Here is a 19,739-nt window from a genome sequence, read left to right on the forward strand (position 1 = left end):
CACCTGTCGGAGCACTTCCGGCGCCATCCAGGCCTGGTTCAGCTGGTCGGAGCCCCTCCCATAGCCGAGACCGGCCGTCGTTGGGGGGCGCGAAGAAAGCTGTGGCCTAGGGCAGGGGAGGAGAGCACCAGGAACACGAGCGAAGCGCCTTCGCTCCCCCTGGACCCCTCCCACCCTGCCGTGGAGGACCGCGACTCCGAGATCAAGAGCCAGGATCTTTCGGAGACCCCGCACCGGGATGCCGGGAGGGCTGCGACAACCTACCGGCTGCCGGAGCCGGGTGGAGCCGCGCACGGTGCCGACGACAACACCACCGTGGTCGCCGACGAAGAGTGGGACGCTGAACCCTACGGCACAGGGCCGAGGCAGCACCGCAGCGACGAAGCCCCCCTGGTGTTTGCGCCTCCCGCTGCCGCTCGAAAACGGACCTGGCTGTCCCCTGTGGTGGAGGGCTGGCACCGGCTTCGGCGATTCCGCCCTTGGGCAGGGCGGACAACGCGGACCCGGAAACCAGAGAAGCAGTCCTTCACGTACCCGGGACTGGGGCCTTGGGCGCGAACTGCGTTGGCTGTGGTCGCCGCTGTCCTCATCATCCTCGCCGTCATCGCCCTGATTCTTTACTTCAGCTTCCGCCTGCTCAACAGCCCGGTGAACGGTATTCCCCAATCAAGCCAGTCCGTTTCTGCCCCTCCGGCACCGAGCCCTACCTCTCCATCGCTGTCATCTGAGGAGACCTTCAGGTGAGCACCTCGAACAGCCGTGCCCACGACCTGGCCGCCATCGCTGAACAACTCGACCGTCACGCCAGCACCGCGCCACCGGCGAGCGCGCAACTACTGCGCTCTCTCGCACGCAGCCTGGCTGACGGCGGCGCAGACCTGGCAGCTACCGACCTGGTCGCCGCCTATCCACCCGACTCCCTCATGCCTGACCTCCCGCCGCCGCGCTGGATGAGCCTGCTGCTGTGGCTGCTGCGCGGGATCCGCGACGTCCTCATCTTCCTGCCAGTGTTCTGGACGTGGTACCAGCTCATGCAGGTGCTGTCCGCTTTCAGCGACGCCCCTGAGGGAGCCAACTTCCTGTACGGCTGGCAGCAGGGCGGTTTCACCGGTACCGGCCAGTTCGAACCGCTCAGCACCACTGCGCTCTGGGTCTGCATCTTCCTGCTCGGCGTGATCGGCGCGACCCTCCTCGTCCACCTCCTGGAGGGGATCACTGACGCGCTCAGCGACCGCAGCCGCGAGCGCGAGGAGATCACCCAGTTGCTGGCTTTGGCCACCTACCTGATTCCGGACCGCCCCGACTCGATGCGCACGGAGATCCGCGGCGCCAGCGAGACCCTGCAGGGGATCCGCCGGGCGATGGCCGGCATGGAGAACGCGCTGAGCGCCGCGACGGACAGCATGCACGGGGCCGCAGCCGACATGCGCCAAGCAGCCGACGGCATCGCCGAAGCGCTCGCCGGGGACCCCCGGGAACAGCTCATCCAGGCGCTCGACGAATGGCAGACCCGGATGGGGCAGCTCGCCGACGCGGTCCGCGAAGCCCGCACCCCCGCCGAACTCCTCGAAAGCCTCACCACGCTCACCCACAGCGCCGTCGAAGGCCAGGAGCGGTTCGGCGAGCAGACCCGCCGCATCCTGGAACTGCTGCAGCAGCAGACCACCCTCGTAGAGCGGAGTATCACCGAGTCTGCGCAGTTCGCTACGGACACAATGGACCGGGTCACCGCAGCCTTGGAGAAACTGGAACGGGTCTCCGAGGAGCTGGCCACGGCCCAGGACAAGCTGGGCGCCTTCACCGAACAGTCCAGCAACACCTTGCGGCGTGCCGTCGACGAGTTCACTGCTCTCTCCGACGAACTCGCCTTCTTCATTAAGACTGTGCAGCACGACGTGACCCGGCGTCGGAATGAGGAACTGGTGGGCGGCCGCGAGGAGGACTCATGGTCCTGACCAGACGCCGCGCACGCACCAGCAGTCGGATTCCAGCGATCCACTTGGCGGGCTGGCTCTTTGCTGACTTGCTGCTGGTGCTGTTCCTCGTCTCGCTCAGCGCACAGCACGCCCCCGAAGCCCCGGAACCCCCTCCGCCGCCCCCACAGAAACTGCTGAGCCCTGATTCCTGCGAATTCACGGTCCGGCTGGGCAGCGGATTCACCGTGGACCGAGACAGGGTCGTGTCCGAACTCGAACGTATCCTCTCCGATCCGGACGACAGCGACTTCACCACCGGCGACGGCTACGGCGAGCCCAGCGACAAGTGCCGGGAACACCTGGCCGAGCGGCGGGAGATCGGTTTCGTCATCGCCTTCGGCAGCGGCAGCAGGGAACAGATCGGGGCAGCCAAAGAGTTCGCCGCCGACGTCACGGAGATCGCGATCGAAGAGATCCCCCAGTTCGCGAACGCGAAATACCGGGAACTGTGGACCGGAGGCAGCCCGGGGTCCGTCGAACTCTCCCTGTTCTTCCTGGAGTGAGGGGATCCGTCCCGGGGACCGTCAGCCCTGCCGGACGGCCTCGGCGAACCGCCGCGCCGTGTCCGCGGCGACCGAGGCGATGACCACATGGGCCAGCCCTTTGTCGGTGTTGGGGTCGGCCTGCACCACGGCTTCTTGCTGGCTGGCCCACCAGCAGGTGGGGCATTGCAGCGCCAGCACAGCCTTGCGGTGCCGGTCGAGTTCGTCGGTGCGCCGCCGGACAAGCAGCGCTGTCGCATACACTCGGTCGACCAGTTCCTGGTCCGGGGGCAGCAGGATCCGCGGATGCCCCAGCGCGTCGTGCTCCGCCCAGATCTGGTGCCGCAGCTCGCGCAGCGGCTCCCACGTGCGGTCCACGACGGCGACGACTTGGGAGCGGAGCCGCCGCAGCACCCGGCAGCCCCGCCCGAAATGCTTGCTCACGCACAGGACGTGCCGGCAGATATGCTGCGCCGCGTACTTTTCCACGATCACGCTGCGCTCCCCCAAGAGACGGCGCAGCAGAGCCTGTTCCCGCGCCCCACCGGAGGCCAACGCGACGAGTCCGTCCTCGTCGACGGGGTAGCCCCGATACCTGGGCCGCTCGTGCGGGGCTAGGAGGCTAGCGATCTCCGCAAGAGCCTCGTCCAGTTCGGCAGCCCCCAGGCGCGCCTCGGCGGCCCGGTGCACAAGGTCGCGCAGGCCGCGGTCGGCTCCCATGCGCCGTGCTTCGCCGAGGATACGCTCCTGGTTACGGCGCAGCCAGGGAACCGGATTGGCGTAGTGCTGCTGCATCTCCAGGACCAGCAGGGTTGCCGCGTCGCCTGTTTTCCGGGAGACGCGGGGCATGGCGAACGGCCGGGGGGAGCCAAGGGCGTCGAGCTCTTTCAGCAACTGCTCCGCGGTGGGGCGCTCCGCCGGGTTCTTCGCCATCGCCCGCACCGCGAGATCCGCCAGCGGCCCCCGGAAACCATGCAGTTCAGGCGGGGAGTGCAGCACCCGGTGCATAACTTCTTCGGGCGAAGGGGCGGTGAACGGCAGCTGCCCGGTCGCGGCGAACACCACGACACAGCCCCAAGCGAAGACGTCCGCGGGCGGGGCGGACACACCCCGGTACCGTTCCGGGCTGATCGTGCCCGCTGTACCGACGGGCGGGGCCCCGGTCCCGGTGAGCCCTGCGGCGCCCAGCGGCCGTGCGATACCGAAATCCAGTACGACCGGTGTGCCGTCGGAGTAGACCATGATGTTGGAGGGTTTGAGGTCGCGGTGGACAATGCCCGCGCGGTGGATGGCGCACAGCGCGGCAGCGACCCCCCGGGCCAGCAAGAACAGGCGCTGGCCGGACAGCTTCCCGCACTGCTGCAGGTTGCGTCCCGGGACGTAGGCGGTGGCCAGCCAGGGGCGGCCCGCGGCAATCCCCGAGTCCAGCAGCGGGACTACATGCTTGTCCCGCAGCCGCTGCAGCGCGCGGACCTCCTCCTGGAACCGTCGACGCTGCTGGCTGATATCCGGGACCATCTCCGTGCGCATGAGCTTCACCGCTACGCGCCGCCCTTGAGGGTCCAGTGCGGCGTAGACGACACCCATGCCTCCTGAACCCAGGCGGCCGACCAAGTCGTAGCCGGGGATGCGGATGGCATGGTCGCTGGGGTGAAGGGGAGGAAGGTCAGACGGAAAACCGTGGGGCATTGGCGTTCCTGGTTCCGGGGGTTCTCCGTCGATTATCGACCGTCAGAGATCTCCGCGGTGCGGATTCCCGGAAACCGGGTGGAGGCGCGACGGGCGCGCCCCCACTCACGCCGTGGGCAGCGGGTAGAGTTCCGTGACCTTCGTGATCACCGGCAGACCCGTCTCCGGGTCCGGCTCCCCGAAGGTCACCTCGGCGATGACAGCATCGCCCCAGCTCAGATAGTTCCCCAGGTCGCGCCCGGTGACTTTGTAGGTTCCCCGGCCCTCTTCGTCGACATACACCTGGTCGGGGTTCAGGCAGAAGTGCGCGCACATCACCTCGGCGTCGGAGGCGATCAGCGCCTCCAACGGCTCCTCAACCCCCGGCACCGGGGCCCACGCTTCGCTCCACTCCTCCGGGGTGACCTCCCGACCGTTGAGCCCGGCGAACGCGTCGTCGCCGGAGGCGGGCTTCACCGGGGTGTAGGGCCACGGACCGGCCAGCAGGTGGACGTCGCTGGAACTGTCCAGGCGCACCACCAGGGTGCCGGTGTCCCACGCGGGAGGCGGCTCCTCCTGGGGCGCCTCCTCGGGAGCGGAGTCGGGTTGCGCGGTGACGTCCTGCGGTTCCGGATCGTCGCCGCGCAACGCGGACACGGCCCATACTCCACCGCCCAGCAGGAGCAGGGCCGCGGCAGCGCCGCCGCCCACCAGGGCAAGGAATCGCTTGTTCGGTCCCTTCGAACCCGATGGTCCGGTGGACGGGGAGGAAGCCGGTGGCGCGGCCGGAGCAGAGCTGCTGGACGACGGGGCCGACGCAGCCTTCGCTGGGGTGTCGGTGTTGGCTTCCGTGTCCTCTTGCGCTGTGACCGCGGTCGCAGCAGCACCGGAACTGGTGGGCCCGGTGCTGTCTGGAGCATCAGCAGCGGCAGCCGAGGAGGCCGGCTGCGCCGTGGAGCGGGACAGCAGGGGAACCGGCATAGTGAGAGACCTGAGGCCGCTCTTCTTGCCCCGGGCCCGGTCGTCCAAGTGGACCACGCGGGGAAGGAGCGCGGGTTCGACAATCCCCTGCCATTCCCGGGTCAAGACCCGGGTGACTCCGCTGCCCGGCCCGGCTTCACTGCCCACTGTGCCCAGGCTGGACTCCCACAGCGAGATCGAGGAGCGCACCAGTTCGCGGATGTTGGGCCGCTCCGCCGGGTCAGCCGCCAACGCCGACTCCAGCAGGGAACGGATCTCTTCTGCCGCATCGGAAAGGTCAGGAGAACCGGATGCGATGCGTTCCGCGACCTCCTCGGGGGTTCCCGTCCCGAAGGGAGGCTTCCCTGTGGCGGCGAACGCAAGGACGGCGCCCCAGGAGAACACGTCAGAGGCCGGGGTGGGCGCCTCGCCGCGCAGCCGCTCCGGGCTCAGCCAGGGTGTTGACCCCGCCGGAGCTGGCGCCTCACCTGACAGCGCGCAGTCCAGCAGCCGCGGTCCCGCCGAGCTGAGCAGCACACTGCTGGGTTTGAGGTCGCCGTGCACCACGTCCAGAGAGTGCAATGCGGACAGGGCTTCGCCCAGTCCGGCGGCCAGCGCAGTCAGCCGCCCCAGCCGCAGGGGCCCGCGCTGGTCGATGTACTGCTTCAGCGGCGTGCCCGGCGAATAGCGCGTGGCCAGCCACGGAGGCGTGCCGTGGACGTCGAATGCCACAGGCGGCACGTAACAGCGCCCGTCTACAGCGCCCAGCGTGCGGAGCCGCTGTTCGAGTCGGGTGCGTGCAGCCTCGTCTGCGACACGGGACGACGGGATGACCTTGACGGCAAGCAGTGCCTCCGGCTCCACGTCCGGGTGAACAGCAGCGTAGACGCTGCCTGTTTCCGTGGCGCCAAGCCGCCCCACGAGCACGTACGGCCCGATGGTGCGGGGATCCTCCGGGGCGGTGGGAGCCAGGTCAGGGGGGACCAGAACGGAAATCGTCCGTTCAGAACGTCGACTCATCGTGGTCCTGTCTCAAAAAATCCGAGGTGAAGTGCTGAAATGCACGTTAGTAGCCAGTCGGTGGTTTCCGTAATTATCCGGAGAACTCGGTCGTCTTGTCAGGCTGAGACATCTCTATCTTCCCTGCTGGGGCCGCCTTGGTGAATTCGCCACTCCGTGTATCGGCTTATCTACTTAAAGTGTTTGCCTTGCGGGTCCGATACGCGCAGCAGGAAGTGAGAGCACCGTAGCAAGAGAGGACCGAGAAAGGCTCGCCTCAGGTTCCGTAGCGGGCAAGGAAATCGCGATAGTGTCAGACCGATCCGGCTCTATTGTGCGGTGGCGGCCGCACCCTTGGGGCTGTCAGGCCGCCGGTGGAAAGCCGTCTGTGCCGACCCGGAGTCGGTCTGGTCAATTGCCTCAATAATCCCAATCGTTAGCGGAGTCCGCATGCTCACCGGAGGAGAACTCGCGGCCCTGGTCGCGTCCATCGTCTGGGCCGTGGTGGCTGTGTTCCTGTGCGTGGCCCTGGTCAAGCTCACCCGGTTGCTGACCGAGGCAACCAGGGCGGTGTCGGAATTCCGGGAACGCACCGCACCGCTGCTCGACGACCTTGCCGCCACGGTCGAACGCGCTCACGGATCACTCGACCGGGTCGAGGAGATCACCGCGAATCTCGCCAGCAGCAGCGAGGACGTCTCCACGGTCACCGCGCTCACCCGTTCCGCGGTCACCGGGCCGCTCATCAAGGTCGCGTCGCTCTCTTACGGCATGCGCCGCGTGCTGGGGCGCCGCAAAACCCTGGCGTTGATCCGTACCCGCCGCAGAAAGGAACGCGTGTGATCCGCAGAACCGTGTATTTTGTGGCCGGAATCGTGGTCGGCGGCTATGTGATGTACCGTTTCGGCCGCAGTGCCCGACTCTGGAGTCCGGGTGGTATCGCCGACCGGGTGGAGAAGCGGATCGGTTCCTACCGGGAGGCACTGCGGGAATTCAACGAGGACGTGGCCGAGGCGGTGCGCGACTACGAGGAGGAGCTGCTCCGCCGCTACGCTCCCGACTTCCAGCGTCAGGAACTCCCCGAGGCGTCCCGTTACTGACCAGCGCTGGTGGGTGGGGCCCGCAGAATTCTGCGGGCCCCACACCGCCGGACCTGGCTGCGGGACCGCCGTCGTCTCCTTTCGTCTGGACAGCACCTCTCAGTCCCGTCGCGGGGAGGCTGCCCGCTCCCGCGGCCACGTCTCCTGTTCCGCTTGCGACCGGTAGGCGGCTTCCTAGGGCGGATTGTCCGGCAATAGTGGGGAACACCTGCCCGGACAGGGCCGCAGGCCACGGGAGGGAAATCCACGGACAAGAGTGCCCGGCTCTACGGTCGAAACCCCGGCAAGGGGGCACACAAAGAAGTCTTTTTGTCAAAAAGCTCTTCGTGAAGAGCCTTGACCCACGACGACCGTATGAAGAATTTGTTTCCGGCGACAACGTTCGGAAAGAAAGACGACGTTTTATGCAATCTTCTCCCGTGCAGCGGAAAGAAGATGGTTTCCTTTGTCGCGGAAAGCATTGAGGGGATGCCTGCCGGAGCGGCGATTCCTGCGATAGGGAGCGGCCCACGACCGGGTCGTCCTCGCGGGCGGGGGTGAGGCGGCCGGCGGAGTGCCGTCTGCTGCGAGCGCAGCCCCGACACCCTTGGAGAAGCAGCAGCGCCGGAACCGTGAAGAAGTCCATGGGACACCGCGGTAGGGCACGAGCAGCGCGTCGCGGGAAACGAAAGATCATCTTCGTGATCCGGCGCGGAAAGCCCTGGAGCGCGAGTGGTGTGCTGCTGTTTCGGGATTCGAAGGGCGGGGACGGGCATCCGGAGTATCGGCCGGCAACCGCGTCGGGGCGACAAACGAATAAAAAGTTTCACACCCGGCAATCCGCTCGAATGGCCGCCCACAGTGAAGGGGAGGGTCAGGGAACGGAACACTCCCAGCGGAGCGGCTGGTCCACGAGCAGCGCATCCCTCCCGAGTACGGTCTGCGATCCCGTCCAGCATGGTCTCGGCCGCCGCTTCTTCATCGCTACCGAAGAACAGGTGTGCTGCGTGCGAGGGCAACGGTCTGTCATAGGAAGCAGAAACGGCCATGGGAGCGGATCTGGCGCTACCACCGCATGGGCCGCGGGCTGCACCCGGCGGACACGGCGGTGGTGTTCGGCTGCCAGAACTGGGCGTAGCCACCTACGCAGCACAGCTCTACCCCGCCGGATACTTTCTTGGAAACTCCTCGCCGAAGCGGGCCTCCGCCCCGCCCTGGTGCTGCTGGTGACCATGCCTTATAGGGGACGTCGTGCCTGCGCCGCTATCCGCAGGCTCTGGCCCGAGGCGGAGGCGGGCTGCGCGTCCGAACCGGTGGCCTTCCCGACTACCTGGCCGGTATCGGCAACGCCCGGCTGGTCATCGACTGCCACGCCCGCAGGTTTGCCGTTGCACCGCACGTGCCCGAGAACGTCCACACCGCCTACCAGGCGCTGGTCAACGCCGGGTCCACCAGCGGCTGACCCAACCCTGACGTTGTTTTTGCGGTGCACTGGCCCGGGGAAAACCCGGTTGTCCAGCAGTGATCCTCCGCGTGCCGAACCCGGGAAATACCGGTCTCATCCGCACCCGAGATCACAAGGGAGTCACTGCGCGACAGATACCGCTAAGATCCTGAACCGCCGTAATTCCCCGGTTTCGGGCGTGTCCTATTCTGCTGTGCATCACATCACCCAGCGAGTAGCCTGGGGCGGTGGACGGTGCGTGACCATGGTCTCCCTGGTGGGGAGAGCCGCCGGGGTACTGTACCGACCGCGTCAGTAGGGTGTCTCCGGTTTTCGGGGCCGCTGAGCCGGCGTGGAATGGGAAACGTCCACGTATCGTTCGCTCTACCATAGGCGCCTGATATCCGCTTACCTGCCAAACCTCGACCGGGCGCCTCACTCCACTCGACCGGTCGACTGGAGTCCTATTCACCAGGAGGGCATCACATGAAGTCGGCAGAGATCGCTCGCCGCTTCCTCGCATTCTTCGAGAAAAACGGACACACCGTGGTGCCCTCGGCAAGTCTTATCGCTGAGGACCCCACACTGCTGCTGGTCAACGCGGGCATGGTGCCGTTCAAGCCGTACTTCCTCGGCCAGCGGACTCCGCCCTACCCGCGCGCCACCAGCGTGCAAAAGTGTGTACGCACCATTGACATCGACGAAGTCGGCAAGACCACCCGGCACGCCTCCTTCTTCCAGATGCTGGGCAACTTCTCCTTCGGCGACTACTTCAAGGAGAAGGCCATCCCGCTCGCCTGGGAGCTGCTCACCACCTCGGTGGCCGACGGTGGCTTCGGCTTCGACCCGGAACGCCTGTGGGTCACCGTCTACCTGGACGACGACGAAGCCGCGACCATCTGGCGGGAGAAGGTAGGACTGCCCGAGGAGCGCATCCAGCGGCGCGGCAAAGCCGACAACTTCTGGTCGATGGGTGTGCCCGGACCGTGCGGACCCTGCTCGGAGATCTACTTCGACCGCGGCCCCGAATACGGCGCTGAAGGCGGCCCCGTAGCCGACGAGGACCGCTACCTCGAAGTGTGGAACCTCGTGTTCATGCAGTTCGAGCGGGGCGAGGGCAGCGGCAAGGAGGACTACCCGATCCTCGGGGAGCTGCCCAGCAAGAACATCGACACCGGCATGGGCCTGGAGCGCATGGCCGCCATCCTCCAGGGTGTCGACAACATCTACGAGACCGACACCCTCGGCCGGATCCTGCGCCGCGCTGCGGAGCTCACCGGCACCACCTACGGGGAGAACGAGCGCGCCGACGTGAGCCTGCGGGTCATCGCCGACCACGTGCGCACCGCCACCATGCTGGTCGCCGACGGGGTGCGGCCTGGAAACGAGAAGCGCGGCTACGTGCTGCGCCGTATCCTGCGTCGGTCGATCCGCAACCTGCGCCTGCTCTCCGGGGACGAGTCGTTCCACATGCACGACCTCACCGCGGTCGCGATCGACGCGATGGGCGACCAGTACCCCGAGCTGCGTGCCGACGCGGACAAGATCCACAGCATCATCGACGCGGAAGAGAAGAACTTCGCGGACACGCTGCGGGCCGGCACCACACTGTTCAACCGGGCGGTCCGGCGCACGAAGGAGACCGGCGGCACCGTGTTCTCCGGCGCCGACGCGTTCCAGCTGCACGACACCTACGGTTTCCCCATTGACCTGACGCTGGAGATGGCCGCCGAGCACGGCCTGAAGGTCGATGAAGAAACCTTCCACCAGCTCATGCAGCGCCAGCGGGAGACCGCCAAGCGCGACGCGCAGGCCAAGAAGCTCGGCAACGCCGATATCAGCGTCTACGGCAACCTGTTGGAGACCGGCGGCCCCACCGAGTTCCTCGGCTACACCGACTCGGAAAGCGAAGCCCGGGTGCTCGGCATCATCGTCAACGGCGAGTCCACCGGGGCGGCCCGCAAGGGCGACCAGGTGGAACTGGTGCTCGACCGCACCCCCTTCTACGCGGAAAGCGGTGGCCAGCTCGCTGACAAGGGCACGATCACCGTGGACGGCCGCGGCGTCGTCGACGTCGAGGACGTGCAGAAGCCCATCCAAGGCCTGTTCGTGCACCGCGGCACGGTCCGCGAGGGCGAAGTCGTCGTCGACGACACCGTGCACGCCGCGATTGACACGGGTCGGCGCGCCTCCGTGTCCCGCTCGCACTCGGCGACCCACCTCATCCACTCTGCGCTGCGGAACACCCTCGGCCCGTCCGCAGGCCAGGCAGGGTCGGAGAACCAGCCGGGACGGCTGCGCTTCGACTTCACCTCGGACAAACCGCTCGACGCTACGGAAATCGCCCAGGTCGAGAAGGAAGTCAACGAGGTACTCGCCCGCAACATCGAGGTCCAGTACCTGGAGACCACCCTTGACGAGGCGCTCCGGATGGGCGCGCTGGCCATGTTCGGGGAGAAGTACGGCAACCGGGTGCGCGTGGTCGACATGACCGAGTACTCCCGCGAGCTGTGCGGCGGCACCCACGTGGCGGCGACCGGGCAGCTCGGCCTGGTCAAGGTGCTCGGGGAATCCTCGGTCGGCTCCGGGGTGCGCCGCGTGGAAGCGCTGGTCGGCTTGGACGCGCTGCGCCGCGTCTCCACCGAGTCGGCGCTGGTGGGACAGCTTTCCGAGCAGCTCAAGGCGCCGCGCGAGGAACTGCCGCAGCGCATCGACAGCCTGGTCTCCCGGCTGCGCGCCGCGGAGAAGGAGATCGAGCGGCTGCGCGCCGCCCAAGTCCTCCAAGCCGCCGGAAAGCTGGCGGAAAGCGCCCGCGACCACGGCAACAGCCGCGTGGTGACCCACCGGGTTGAAGACGGCACCACCGCCGACGACATGCGCAAGCTCGCGTTGGACGTGCGCGGCCGGCTCGGTGAGGACCGGCCCGCGGTGGTGGCGATCGCCGGCGTGCCCAGCGACCGCCCCGTCGTGGTGGTGGCGATCAACAAGGAAGCCCAACAGGCGGGCTTGAAGGCGGGCGAGCTGGTCGGCGTGGCGGCCCGTGCACTCGGCGGTGGCGGCGGCGGCCGTCCGGACATCGCTCAGGGTGGCGGCAGCGACGTGACCGCCATCGACACGGCGCTGCGCCTCGTGGAACAGAGAGTGGCGGGGTCGTGAACAGAGGGCGGTGGCTGTCGCCCTGGCCACTGGCCACGGGAAGGCCAGGGGACGTGAGCGCCGGTGCCGTACGGGGAGTTCTCTGGTGAGAACAGGAGTGCGGCTCGCTGTCGACCCCGGAGCCGCCCGGATCGGGGTGGCCCGCAGCGATCCCGACGGGATTCTCGCTATCCCCGTGGAGACAATCCGCCGCGGACCGGGAGATCTCGACAGAATTGCCGCCCTTGTGCTTGAGTACGAAGCTCGGGAAGTCATCGTTGGCTATCCGGCGTCACTGTCCGGAGCCGAGGGGCGTGCCGCCCGCGCGGCGCGCGCGTTCGCCAAAGCGCTTGCGCGCAGGCTCGCCCCGGTTCCGGTGCGACTAGTCGACGAACGGCTGACCACGGTGACCGCGGAGCTCCACCTGCGCACGGGCGCTTCATACCGCAAACGCGGGGCCCGTGGCGGCAGAGCCCGCCGATCGGTCATTGACCAGGCGGCAGCCACTGTCCTTCTCCAGAACGCCCTCGACACCGAGCGGCGTACCAAGCTGCCTCCCGGTGAACTCGTCGAGGGGACGCCATGAACGGCAACGACCACTATGACGACCGCCCGCGCCGCGCACGCCGGCCCGACCCGTTGACGGACCCCTGGCCGCCGCCACGGGATACCGACGCGGCCCCTACCGGGGCGAGGGCCGCCGACTATGAGGGACGCGGATACCGGGACGAGTACGGGGTAGGGCACCGGCGCGGCACGGAGGTCCCCCGACAGGACGGCTTCGCATGGCAGCCCTCCTCCGCCACGCAGACCACCGCTCCCACCGGGGGAGCGGAACCGCTGGACGGGACGGAACGCCCCCGCGGACGGCGGAGACGGCCGGGGCCCGCGGACACCGGCTCCTTCCCGTTCCCGGTGTCGGAAGCCGAAGCTTTGCGTGAGCAGCCGCGCGGACGGCGCCGTAGACCCGAGAGCGACGAATCCGCCCGCTGGGCCCCCGAGTCGGACCCGCTATTCGACGGCAGGGGGGCACAGCCCGCAGGGCCGCGGTCGGCAGAACGCTACGACCAGCCGCCCGACCCTTTGACGGCTTCGGCGTATGCGGGGCGCCGCGCCAGGTCCGCCCACCCCGCGGAATACCCGCAAGGGCGGGGCACCACCCCGCTCCGCGACGAGCAGCGGCCCGGTACAGCGTGGTCGGATGATCCGCTGTGGTCCCCTGCCGACCCCGGCAGCCGCAGAGAAAACGACGACATCCTGGACGGCCGCACCCGACGGCGGCAGCCGAGCGCCGACGAGGACCGGGACATCCCCAGACGAGGCCGCCGAGCCCGTCTTCCCGCTTTTGACGAAGCGGACAGCGCCCCGCCGCGGGGACGCCGCTCCCGTACCGTCTCCCCGCAGACCGGGGAGACACCGACCGCCACGGCGAGCCTAAAGACACGCGAGACCGATCTCGACGACGAAGACTCTGACGCACTCCCGTTCCCGTTCACCGAGGACGAAGACGACGAGGCCCCGCCCCGGCGCTCCCGCAGGGGCCGCCACAGCGGCCGACGGGCTGCCGGTCGCCGAGCCAAGAGCAGACGGCAGCGGAAGAAGAGCAAAGTCGCACTCGCCAGCGCCCTGATCGTGCTGAGCCTGTTCCTGGTGTCCGCCGGGACAGGCGGCTACCTGCTCCTGCGTACCTACATCATTCCTCCGGACTATTCCGGGGAAGGCAACGGCGAAGTCGACATCGTCATCGAGGAAGGCGACTCCGGAACCGTGATCGCGGAGAAGCTGCACCAGGCCGGGGTGATCGCGAGCGTGCGCGCGTTCACCAACGAAATCCGCTTCTCCGACATCAACTTCGTGCCCGGCACTTACCGGATGCGGCTGGGGATGAGCGCGGAGGCGGCGGTCGCCCTGCTGCTCGACCCGGAGAGCCGTATCGCGCTGAACGTGACTATTCCGGAAGGACTGCGCGCCGAGCAGATCCTGGACCGGCTGGCTGAGCAGACCGGAATCCCCCGGGAAGAGTTCCAGGAGGCCTACGAGGACCACGAGTCGCTGGACTTGCCCGAATACGCCACTCAAGGGCCGGAAGGGTACCTCTTCCCCGAGACCTACGAGTTCGACCGCAGCGCCTCTGCGACTGAGATCCTCCAGCAGATGGTGGCGCAGTACCGGAAGGTCGCTGCCGAGATCGACCTGGAGAACCGGGCAGCAGAGGCAGGATTCGACCCGAACGAGATCATGGCGATCGCCGCGATCGTGCAGGCCGAGTCCGGAAAGATCGAGGACATGGGGAAGGTCGCCCGGGTCATCTACAACCGCCTGGACGACGGCATGTACCTCAAGATGGACAGCACCTGCTTCTACGCCCTCGGCGAGTACGGCATCGCGATCAACCGGGACCAGCAGGACCGGTGCCGCAACGACGAGACCGGATACGACACCTACTTCCACGAAGGACTCCCGGTCGGCCCTATTGTCAGCCCTGGTAAAGATGCCATCGAAGCTGCGCTCGCCCCGGAGGAGGGGCCCTGGCTGTTCTTCGTGACCACCGACCCGGAGAACGGGGTCACGAAATTCACGGACAGCGAAGCCGAGTTCTGGGAACTGGTCAACGAGTTCAACCAGAGCCAGAGCGGCTGAGCTGCGTCTCCCATGCCAGGCTGGAGCAGAGCAAGCCGACGGTTTCCCCCCGGAGGAGGACATTCGTGAAGCGAGCGGCCGTCCTCGGTTCGCCGATCTCCCATTCCCTCTCGCCGGTGCTGCACACGGCGGGCTATACCGCGCTCGGTATCGCGGACCAGTGGCATTACGGCCGTTACGAATGCGACGAGCACGGTCTCGCCGCGTTCCTTGACCAGTGCGACGAGTCCTGGGCGGGCCTCTCGTTGACCATGCCGCTCAAAAAGGTCGCGCTGACCCTCGCAGATGAGGTGGAGGACACGGCCGCAGCGGTCGGGGGCGCGAACACCATCATCTTCGACAAGGGGCGGCGGCACGCCTACAACACCGACGTCACGGGGATTACCGAGGCGCTGCGTGAGGCGGGCATCCACCGGCTTGACACGGTCACCATCCTGGGGGCGGGGGCGACCGCCGCGTCCGCACTCGCTGCTGTGCGCCGGCTCGGCGCTACCGAACCCGGCGCGGTCACCGTGCTGGCCCGTGACCTTTCCCGGACCCGGGACCTCGCGGCTGCGGCGGAGCGGATGGGCGCCCAGGTGAAGTTCGCGCTGCTCACCGAGATCGACCAGCACGTGCATGCGGATCTGGTGGTGTCGACGCTTCCCGCGGGGGCAGCCGACCAGTGGGCGGAGCCGGTGGCCGCGGCGAAGACCCCGGTGTTCGACGTCGTCTACGCCCCGTGGCCTACCGTGCTGGGGAGCGCAGCCGCCGCAGCGGGAGCGGTGGTGGTTGGGGGGTTCCCCATGCTGCTGCACCAGGCGGTGGCCCAGTTGACCCTGATGACGGGGTACGAGGCCCCGGTTGAAGCGATGCGTGCTGCCGGCGAAGCAGAGTTGGCGCGCCGGGCAGCGCGGAATAATCTGGACACGTGAGTGTTGTCACTCGTGGGGAGTCCCGAGAGCGGTGACATCCGGTGCCAAGGAACGTCCTTAACGGTCCGGTTTCTTGGTAGAGTAGGCAACGACCTGATCCGGTGCAGGTACGCGCGCCGGACCGCAAGCGGAGGAAGAACCTCCCACCTGTAGTGCCTGCGGGTGCCACGGGTTCTGGTAGTAGCCACAGGGCGAGCGGAAAGCCGTGCGGCGTTCCGTCCCTGTGGTGGTTCGACCCCGCTTGCATTAGCTGGCGGGGTTTTCGTTGTTCCGGCATATGCCGCTCTGGAGACCCCCGCAAGGTAAGCGAAAACCCGACGAAACATGAGGGAGGGGTCCCATCAGCGCAGAGCCCCGCATTAACGACCGTATCCGGGTGCCCGAGGTCCGTCTCGTCGGCCCCAATGGGGAACAGGTCGGTATCGTTCCCGTGGCTGACGCCCTGCGTCTGGCGCAGGAGGCCGATCTCGATCTTGTGGAGGTCGCGCCGACCGCGCGCCCGCCGGTCGCCAAGCTGATGGACTACGGCAAGTTCAAGTACGAGTCCGCGGTCAAGGCCCGGGAAGCGCGCAAGAACCAGTCGAGCACGGTCATCAAGGAGATCAAACTCCGTCCGAAGATCGACCAGCACGACTATGAGACCAAGAAGGGTCACGTCGAGCGGTTCCTCCGGAGCGGGGACAAGGTCAAGGTGACCATCATGTTCCGCGGTCGTGAACAGTCCCGACCGGAGCTGGGGTACCGTCTCCTGCGGCGACTGGCTGAAGACGTCCAGGAACTGGGTCAGGTCGAATCCCAGGCCAAACAGGACGGCCGCAACATGGTCATGGTCCTCGGTCCGCACAAGCGGCGCGGCGACCAGAAGGCCGAGGCGCGCGCTGCGCAAGGCGGAAAAGGGCGCGGTAAGCGCGGTTAACGCCGAGAAGAATTTCGGTCGAGGCGGCTGAGGACATCCGCCCGACGTATGAAGGACAAGCGCGGTCGCGCGGCCCTGTCCGGGTCGCGCACCCCGCTTTCTTCATGCGCCGGGTGGGAGTTACGCCGCCCTGGATGGGCGGCACACCAATCGGAAGCGAAAAGGAGCGACGGCGGCATGCCGAAAAACAAATCCCACAGTGGGGCTAGTAGGCGTTTCCGGGTTACCGGCACCGGCAAGATCATGCGTCGCCGTACCAACAAGAACCACCTGCTGGAGCACAAGCCGAGCAAACGCACCCGGCGCCTGAGCGTGGACGTGCAGGTGTCTCCGGCCGACGCCAGGAAGATCAGGAAGCTGCTCGGCTGACCCGAACCCCGCAGTTCTAGGGACGCGGTCGTCGGCGGTTCCGCGCCCCGCCGCGCAGCCGTGTGCGGCGGAGACCGCACCGGGCCAGGAATCTCCGCCGAACTTCCTGGTGACTATCGCCGGACGGTGCGTCCGGAACGTCTGTCTCAATCGAGGAGTCACAAGTGGCACGCGTCAAGCGGTCTCTCAACGCAAAGAAGAAGCGCCGGGTCGTTCTCTCGCAGGCCAAGGGGTACCGTGGCCAGCGGTCCCGCCTCTACCGCAAGGCCAAGGAGCAGATGCTCCACTCGATGACGTACGCCTACCGGGACCGCAAGGACCGCAAAGGCCAGTTCCGTCGTCTGTGGATCCAGCGCATCAACGCGGCCTCTCGCGCGCACGGTCTGACCTACAACCGTTTCATGCAGGGGCTCAAAGCAGCCGGCATCGAGGTGGACCGCCGTATGCTCGCTGAGCTCGCGGTCAACGACGCCGCCGCTTTTGCCGCGCTGGTCGAGACCGCCAAGAAGGCTATCCCCGCGCCGAGCGAGTCCGCGGCCTAGCGACGGTGTAATCGACAATGGCGAGCCACGAGTTCACAAGCATTCGGTCTCCCAGAATCAAGGGAGCTCGTCGGCTCGCCAAACGTGCTTTCCGACAGCGCGAACGGCGTTTCCTCGCCGAAGGCCCCCAGGCTGTCCGGGAAGCGCTCGACCTGCCTGACGTGGTGCACGAACTGTATGCGACCGCCGAGGCGATGCAGCGCCACACCGCTCTCATCCGCACCGCCGAACAGGCAGGTATCCCCGTCCACCGGGTCACTTTGGACGTGATGGGGGAGCTGGCGCAGACAGTGACCCCGCAAGGGCTGCTGGCGGTCTGTTCTTTTGTCGACGTTCCCCTGTCCGCGGTGGACCGGCCGCGACTGGTCGTGGTTCTGTCGCACGTCCGCGACCCGGGGAACGCGGGCACTGTGCTCCGCAGTGCGGACGCCGCGGGGGCGGACGCCGTCATTTTCACTGACGCCTCCGTGGACCCGTACAACGGGAAGTGTGTGCGGGCTTCAGCCGGCAGTCTCTTTCACCTCCCGGTCGTGGTGGGCGTGCGGATCGAAGAGGTCACCGGTTTCCTCCGGGACGCCGGGCTCACCCTGCTTGCCGCGGACGGTCAAGGGAAACGCACTCTCGATGAGGCCGCTGATGCAGGCATGCTCACCGGTCCGGTGGCGTGGATCTTCGGCAATGAGGCATGGGGACTGCCGCAGGAAACCCTTGCGCTCGCCGACGAGACGGTCAGTGTCCCCATCTACGGCCGCGCTGAGAGCCTCAACCTCGCTACTGCCGCGGCGGTCTGCCTCTACGCCACTGCCCGGGAACAGCGCCGCACCCGCCTTTCCCCCTCGTCTTGACGCACTACCGGGGATCGCCGCCTGGCCGCCCCCGTTATGCGTCTCACGCGTGGCAATCCCAGATACGGGTAGCACACCTGCGCGGCCTGCCATCTATGCGCTGAGCTGTTCCGGAGCGGCCGTACCCCGGTGGATGACCTGATCTGGACCGTTGGCGCGGGAAGCGGAGGCTTGCCCGGTTCCCTAGGGGTACCGCTACGCTCCTCGTCTCGGAGCCCCGCGGTCCGGCGACACCCCCGCCCCCGTGCCTGCGGTACGTCAGGAGACGTGCCGCGCGCGTAGCCGCCGCGACCAGCGGGTAACGACCTTTCCGGGAGCGGTGTCCCGGGGAGCGTCGGACACTGGCGGTGCATAACCAGGACTGTGCCGCTAGAGCAAGCGGCAGGAACGTGTGCAGAGGGCTTGGGAGGCGGTCGTGAGTAGCGGCCAGGCGACAGTCAGTGACCATGGTGGGTGTGCGGCTCTGCTGTCGGCCGAGGACCTTCCCGACGGGCTGGTGGTCGCAGACGACCAAGGCCGGGTGATCACCTTCAACCGCATGGCAGCCCGTCTCACCGGGGTGCCAGCAGACCACGCCCTCGGCAAAGATTTCCGCGATGTACTCCCGCTCCACGACCCTGAAGGCCGCGACTGGTGGAAGTGCACCGACCCCTACGGGGGGCTGCGGATCCGCGTCCGCCAGCCGGAGCGGCGACTCCTGATGCCTGACGGCCGCGAACTCATGGTGGCCGCCCGCTACGTCCGGGACACACCCTGCGGGGAGGTGGTCCGGCTCGTGGTGACCCTGCGCGACGCTTCGTCCCGGGCCACTTCGGAGCGGTCCAGCGCCAACCTGGTGTCCATGGTCGCCCACGAGCTGCGCTCCCCGCTGACCAGCGTCAAAGGTTTCATCGCCACGATGCTGGCCAAGTGGCACCGGCTCACCGACACGCAGAAGATCTTCATGTTAGAGACGGTGAACGCCGACGCGGACCGGGTCACACGGCTCATCACTGAACTGCTCGACGTCTCCCGGATCCAGTCCGGCCGGATGGAAGTGCGCCGGCAACTGGTCGACCTCGGTGAACGGGTCCGCCGCATCATCGCCGGGCGTGTCGCGGCAGGCGAGCCGGAGGACCGTTTCCGGCTGGATGTCCGCGGTCCACTGCCCGAAATGTGGCTGGACGTCGACAAGATCGATCAGATCATCACTAACTTGGTGGAAAACGGGCTGCGGCACGGCGCTGGTACTGTCACGATAGTGATCGAGCCGTACAAGGGAGGAGCAGCCGTGTCGGTGCGCGACGAAGGCGAGGGCATCCAGCCCGAGGCTGTCCCGCGCGTCTTCCGCCAGTTCTGGCGCGGCAAACGCCGCGGAGGCACCGGCCTGGGGCTGTTCATCGTCAAGGGCCTGGTCGAGGCCCACGGCGGCACGATCACGGTCGGCCGTGCGCCCAGTGGCGGCGCCGAGTTCCGATTTACCGTGCCCGCCGGCACTCCCGAGTTCGTGTAACGGACTCGACGGCGGCGGGCTTCGCGAGCACTTCCCCGTTGGTTTGTGTCCACCCGCCGCACGGCGGTGGGCCGCGATATTCCGTCCCGCCCACGTCGCGGGATTGCGAGGCAACCACCCTATGTCTGCACCCAATCACTCCTACGACCCGGTCGAGGTGACGCCGCTTCACCCGGACGAGGTCGCACGCATGCGCGATGAAGCGCTCGAGGCTATCGCCAAGGCTTCCACACTGGAAGAACTCAAAAAAGTCCGGATCGCCCACGCCGGGGACCGCC

The 19,739-nt window shown here is 67.5% G+C and carries 15 protein-coding genes and 1 pseudogene; 14 read left to right on the forward strand and 2 right to left on the reverse strand.

Going from position 1 to position 19,739, the window contains the following annotated elements; genetic code table 11:
• Nucleotides 1-740: 740 nt before the first annotated feature.
• Nucleotides 741-1,955: a hypothetical protein gene (locus TF1_RS07970; protein WP_011292500.1), complete on the forward strand. Its 1,215-nt coding sequence runs from the start codon at nucleotides 741-743 to the stop codon at nucleotides 1,953-1,955.
• Nucleotides 1,946-2,479 carry a hypothetical protein gene (locus TF1_RS07975; protein WP_011292499.1) on the forward strand — a complete coding sequence of 178 codons (534 nt, stop codon included), beginning with the start codon at nucleotides 1,946-1,948 and terminating at the stop codon, nucleotides 2,477-2,479. The genes TF1_RS07970 and TF1_RS07975 overlap by 10 nt, the downstream gene beginning before the upstream one ends.
• Nucleotides 2,480-2,500: 21 nt before the next feature.
• Here TF1_RS07975 and TF1_RS07980 read toward each other — a convergent pair whose 3' ends face one another.
• Both TF1_RS07980 and TF1_RS07985 read right to left on the reverse strand, forming a co-directional pair.
• Nucleotides 2,501-4,147 carry a serine/threonine-protein kinase gene (locus TF1_RS07980; RefSeq protein WP_061783791.1) on the reverse strand — a complete coding sequence of 549 codons (1,647 nt, stop codon included), beginning with the start codon at nucleotides 4,145-4,147 and terminating at the stop codon, nucleotides 2,501-2,503.
• A 105-nt stretch (nucleotides 4,148-4,252) separates the two neighbouring features.
• Nucleotides 4,253-6,106, reverse strand: coding sequence for a serine/threonine-protein kinase (locus tag TF1_RS07985; protein WP_011292497.1), 1,854 nt, complete (start codon nucleotides 6,104-6,106; stop codon nucleotides 4,253-4,255).
• A 429-nt stretch (nucleotides 6,107-6,535) separates the two neighbouring features.
• On the opposite strand from TF1_RS07985, the gene TF1_RS07990 reads away from it, so the two are divergent.
• The 12 genes and pseudogenes from TF1_RS07990 to TF1_RS16140 form a co-directional block, all read left to right on the forward strand.
• Nucleotides 6,536-6,928: a DUF948 domain-containing protein gene (locus tag TF1_RS07990; RefSeq protein ID WP_011292496.1), complete on the forward strand. Its 393-nt coding sequence runs from the start codon at nucleotides 6,536-6,538 to the stop codon at nucleotides 6,926-6,928.
• Nucleotides 6,925-7,185 carry a DUF6167 family protein gene (locus TF1_RS07995; RefSeq protein ID WP_011292495.1) on the forward strand — a complete coding sequence of 87 codons (261 nt, stop codon included), beginning with the start codon at nucleotides 6,925-6,927 and terminating at the stop codon, nucleotides 7,183-7,185. The genes TF1_RS07990 and TF1_RS07995 overlap by 4 nt, the downstream gene beginning before the upstream one ends.
• Nucleotides 7,186-9,094: 1,909 nt before the next feature.
• On the forward strand, nucleotides 9,095-11,764 hold the full coding sequence (gene alaS / locus TF1_RS08000; protein ID WP_061783792.1) for an alanine--tRNA ligase: 2,670 nt from the start codon (nucleotides 9,095-9,097) through the stop codon (nucleotides 11,762-11,764).
• 85 nt (nucleotides 11,765-11,849) lie between these two features.
• A complete protein-coding gene (gene ruvX / locus TF1_RS08005) occupies nucleotides 11,850-12,329 on the forward strand; it encodes a Holliday junction resolvase RuvX (protein WP_011292492.1) in 480 nt (159 codons plus the stop codon).
• Nucleotides 12,326-14,383 carry an endolytic transglycosylase MltG gene (mltG, locus tag TF1_RS08010; protein ID WP_061783793.1) on the forward strand — a complete coding sequence of 686 codons (2,058 nt, stop codon included), beginning with the start codon at nucleotides 12,326-12,328 and terminating at the stop codon, nucleotides 14,381-14,383. The genes ruvX and mltG overlap by 4 nt, the downstream gene beginning before the upstream one ends.
• 65 nt (nucleotides 14,384-14,448) lie before the next feature.
• Entirely contained in the window at nucleotides 14,449-15,297 is an 849-nt protein-coding gene (locus TF1_RS08015; RefSeq protein ID WP_011292490.1) for a shikimate dehydrogenase, read from the forward strand.
• 358 nt (nucleotides 15,298-15,655) lie between these two features.
• Entirely contained in the window at nucleotides 15,656-16,213 is a 558-nt protein-coding gene (gene infC / locus TF1_RS08020) for a translation initiation factor IF-3 (RefSeq protein ID WP_255266157.1), read from the forward strand.
• A gap of 177 nt (nucleotides 16,214-16,390) precedes the next feature.
• Entirely contained in the window at nucleotides 16,391-16,582 is a 192-nt protein-coding gene (gene rpmI / locus TF1_RS08025; RefSeq protein WP_016188955.1) for a 50S ribosomal protein L35, read from the forward strand.
• Nucleotides 16,583-16,746: 164 nt separating this feature from the next.
• Nucleotides 16,747-17,124 carry a 50S ribosomal protein L20 gene (gene rplT / locus TF1_RS08030; protein ID WP_011292487.1) on the forward strand — a complete coding sequence of 126 codons (378 nt, stop codon included), beginning with the start codon at nucleotides 16,747-16,749 and terminating at the stop codon, nucleotides 17,122-17,124.
• 17 nt (nucleotides 17,125-17,141) lie between these two features.
• Nucleotides 17,142-17,969: a TrmH family RNA methyltransferase gene (locus TF1_RS08035; RefSeq protein WP_011292486.1), complete on the forward strand. Its 828-nt coding sequence runs from the start codon at nucleotides 17,142-17,144 to the stop codon at nucleotides 17,967-17,969.
• A 415-nt stretch (nucleotides 17,970-18,384) separates the two neighbouring features.
• Nucleotides 18,385-19,461, forward strand: a complete 1,077-nt coding sequence (locus TF1_RS08040; RefSeq protein ID WP_011292485.1) for a sensor histidine kinase — start codon at nucleotides 18,385-18,387, stop codon at nucleotides 19,459-19,461.
• Between the two features lie 121 nt (nucleotides 19,462-19,582).
• Nucleotides 19,583-19,739 (forward strand): annotated as a pseudogene (locus TF1_RS16140) (phenylalanine--tRNA ligase subunit alpha); the annotation flags it as partial.

Source organism: Thermobifida fusca NBRC 14071 = JCM 3263 (assembly GCF_001592045.1).
In the GTDB taxonomy this organism is placed as follows: Bacteria; Actinomycetota; Actinomycetes; order Streptosporangiales; family Streptosporangiaceae; genus Thermobifida; species Thermobifida fusca.

Coding starts and splice junctions, on each gene's coding strand:
- TF1_RS07975 (WP_011292499.1), top strand. CDS start 1,946: ATGGTCCTGACCAGACGCCGCGCACGCACCAGCAGTCGGATTCCAGCG.
- TF1_RS07980 (WP_061783791.1), bottom strand. CDS start 4,147: ATGCCCCACGGTTTTCCGTCTGACCTTCCTCCCCTTCACCCCAGCGAC.
- TF1_RS07985 (WP_011292497.1), bottom strand. CDS start 6,106: ATGAGTCGACGTTCTGAACGGACGATTTCCGTTCTGGTCCCCCCTGAC.
- TF1_RS07990 (WP_011292496.1), top strand. CDS start 6,536: ATGCTCACCGGAGGAGAACTCGCGGCCCTGGTCGCGTCCATCGTCTGG.
- alaS (WP_061783792.1), top strand. CDS start 9,095: ATGAAGTCGGCAGAGATCGCTCGCCGCTTCCTCGCATTCTTCGAGAAA.
- mltG (WP_061783793.1), top strand. CDS start 12,326: ATGAACGGCAACGACCACTATGACGACCGCCCGCGCCGCGCACGCCGG.
- rpmI (WP_016188955.1), top strand. CDS start 16,391: ATGCCGAAAAACAAATCCCACAGTGGGGCTAGTAGGCGTTTCCGGGTT.
- TF1_RS08035 (WP_011292486.1), top strand. CDS start 17,142: ATGGCGAGCCACGAGTTCACAAGCATTCGGTCTCCCAGAATCAAGGGA.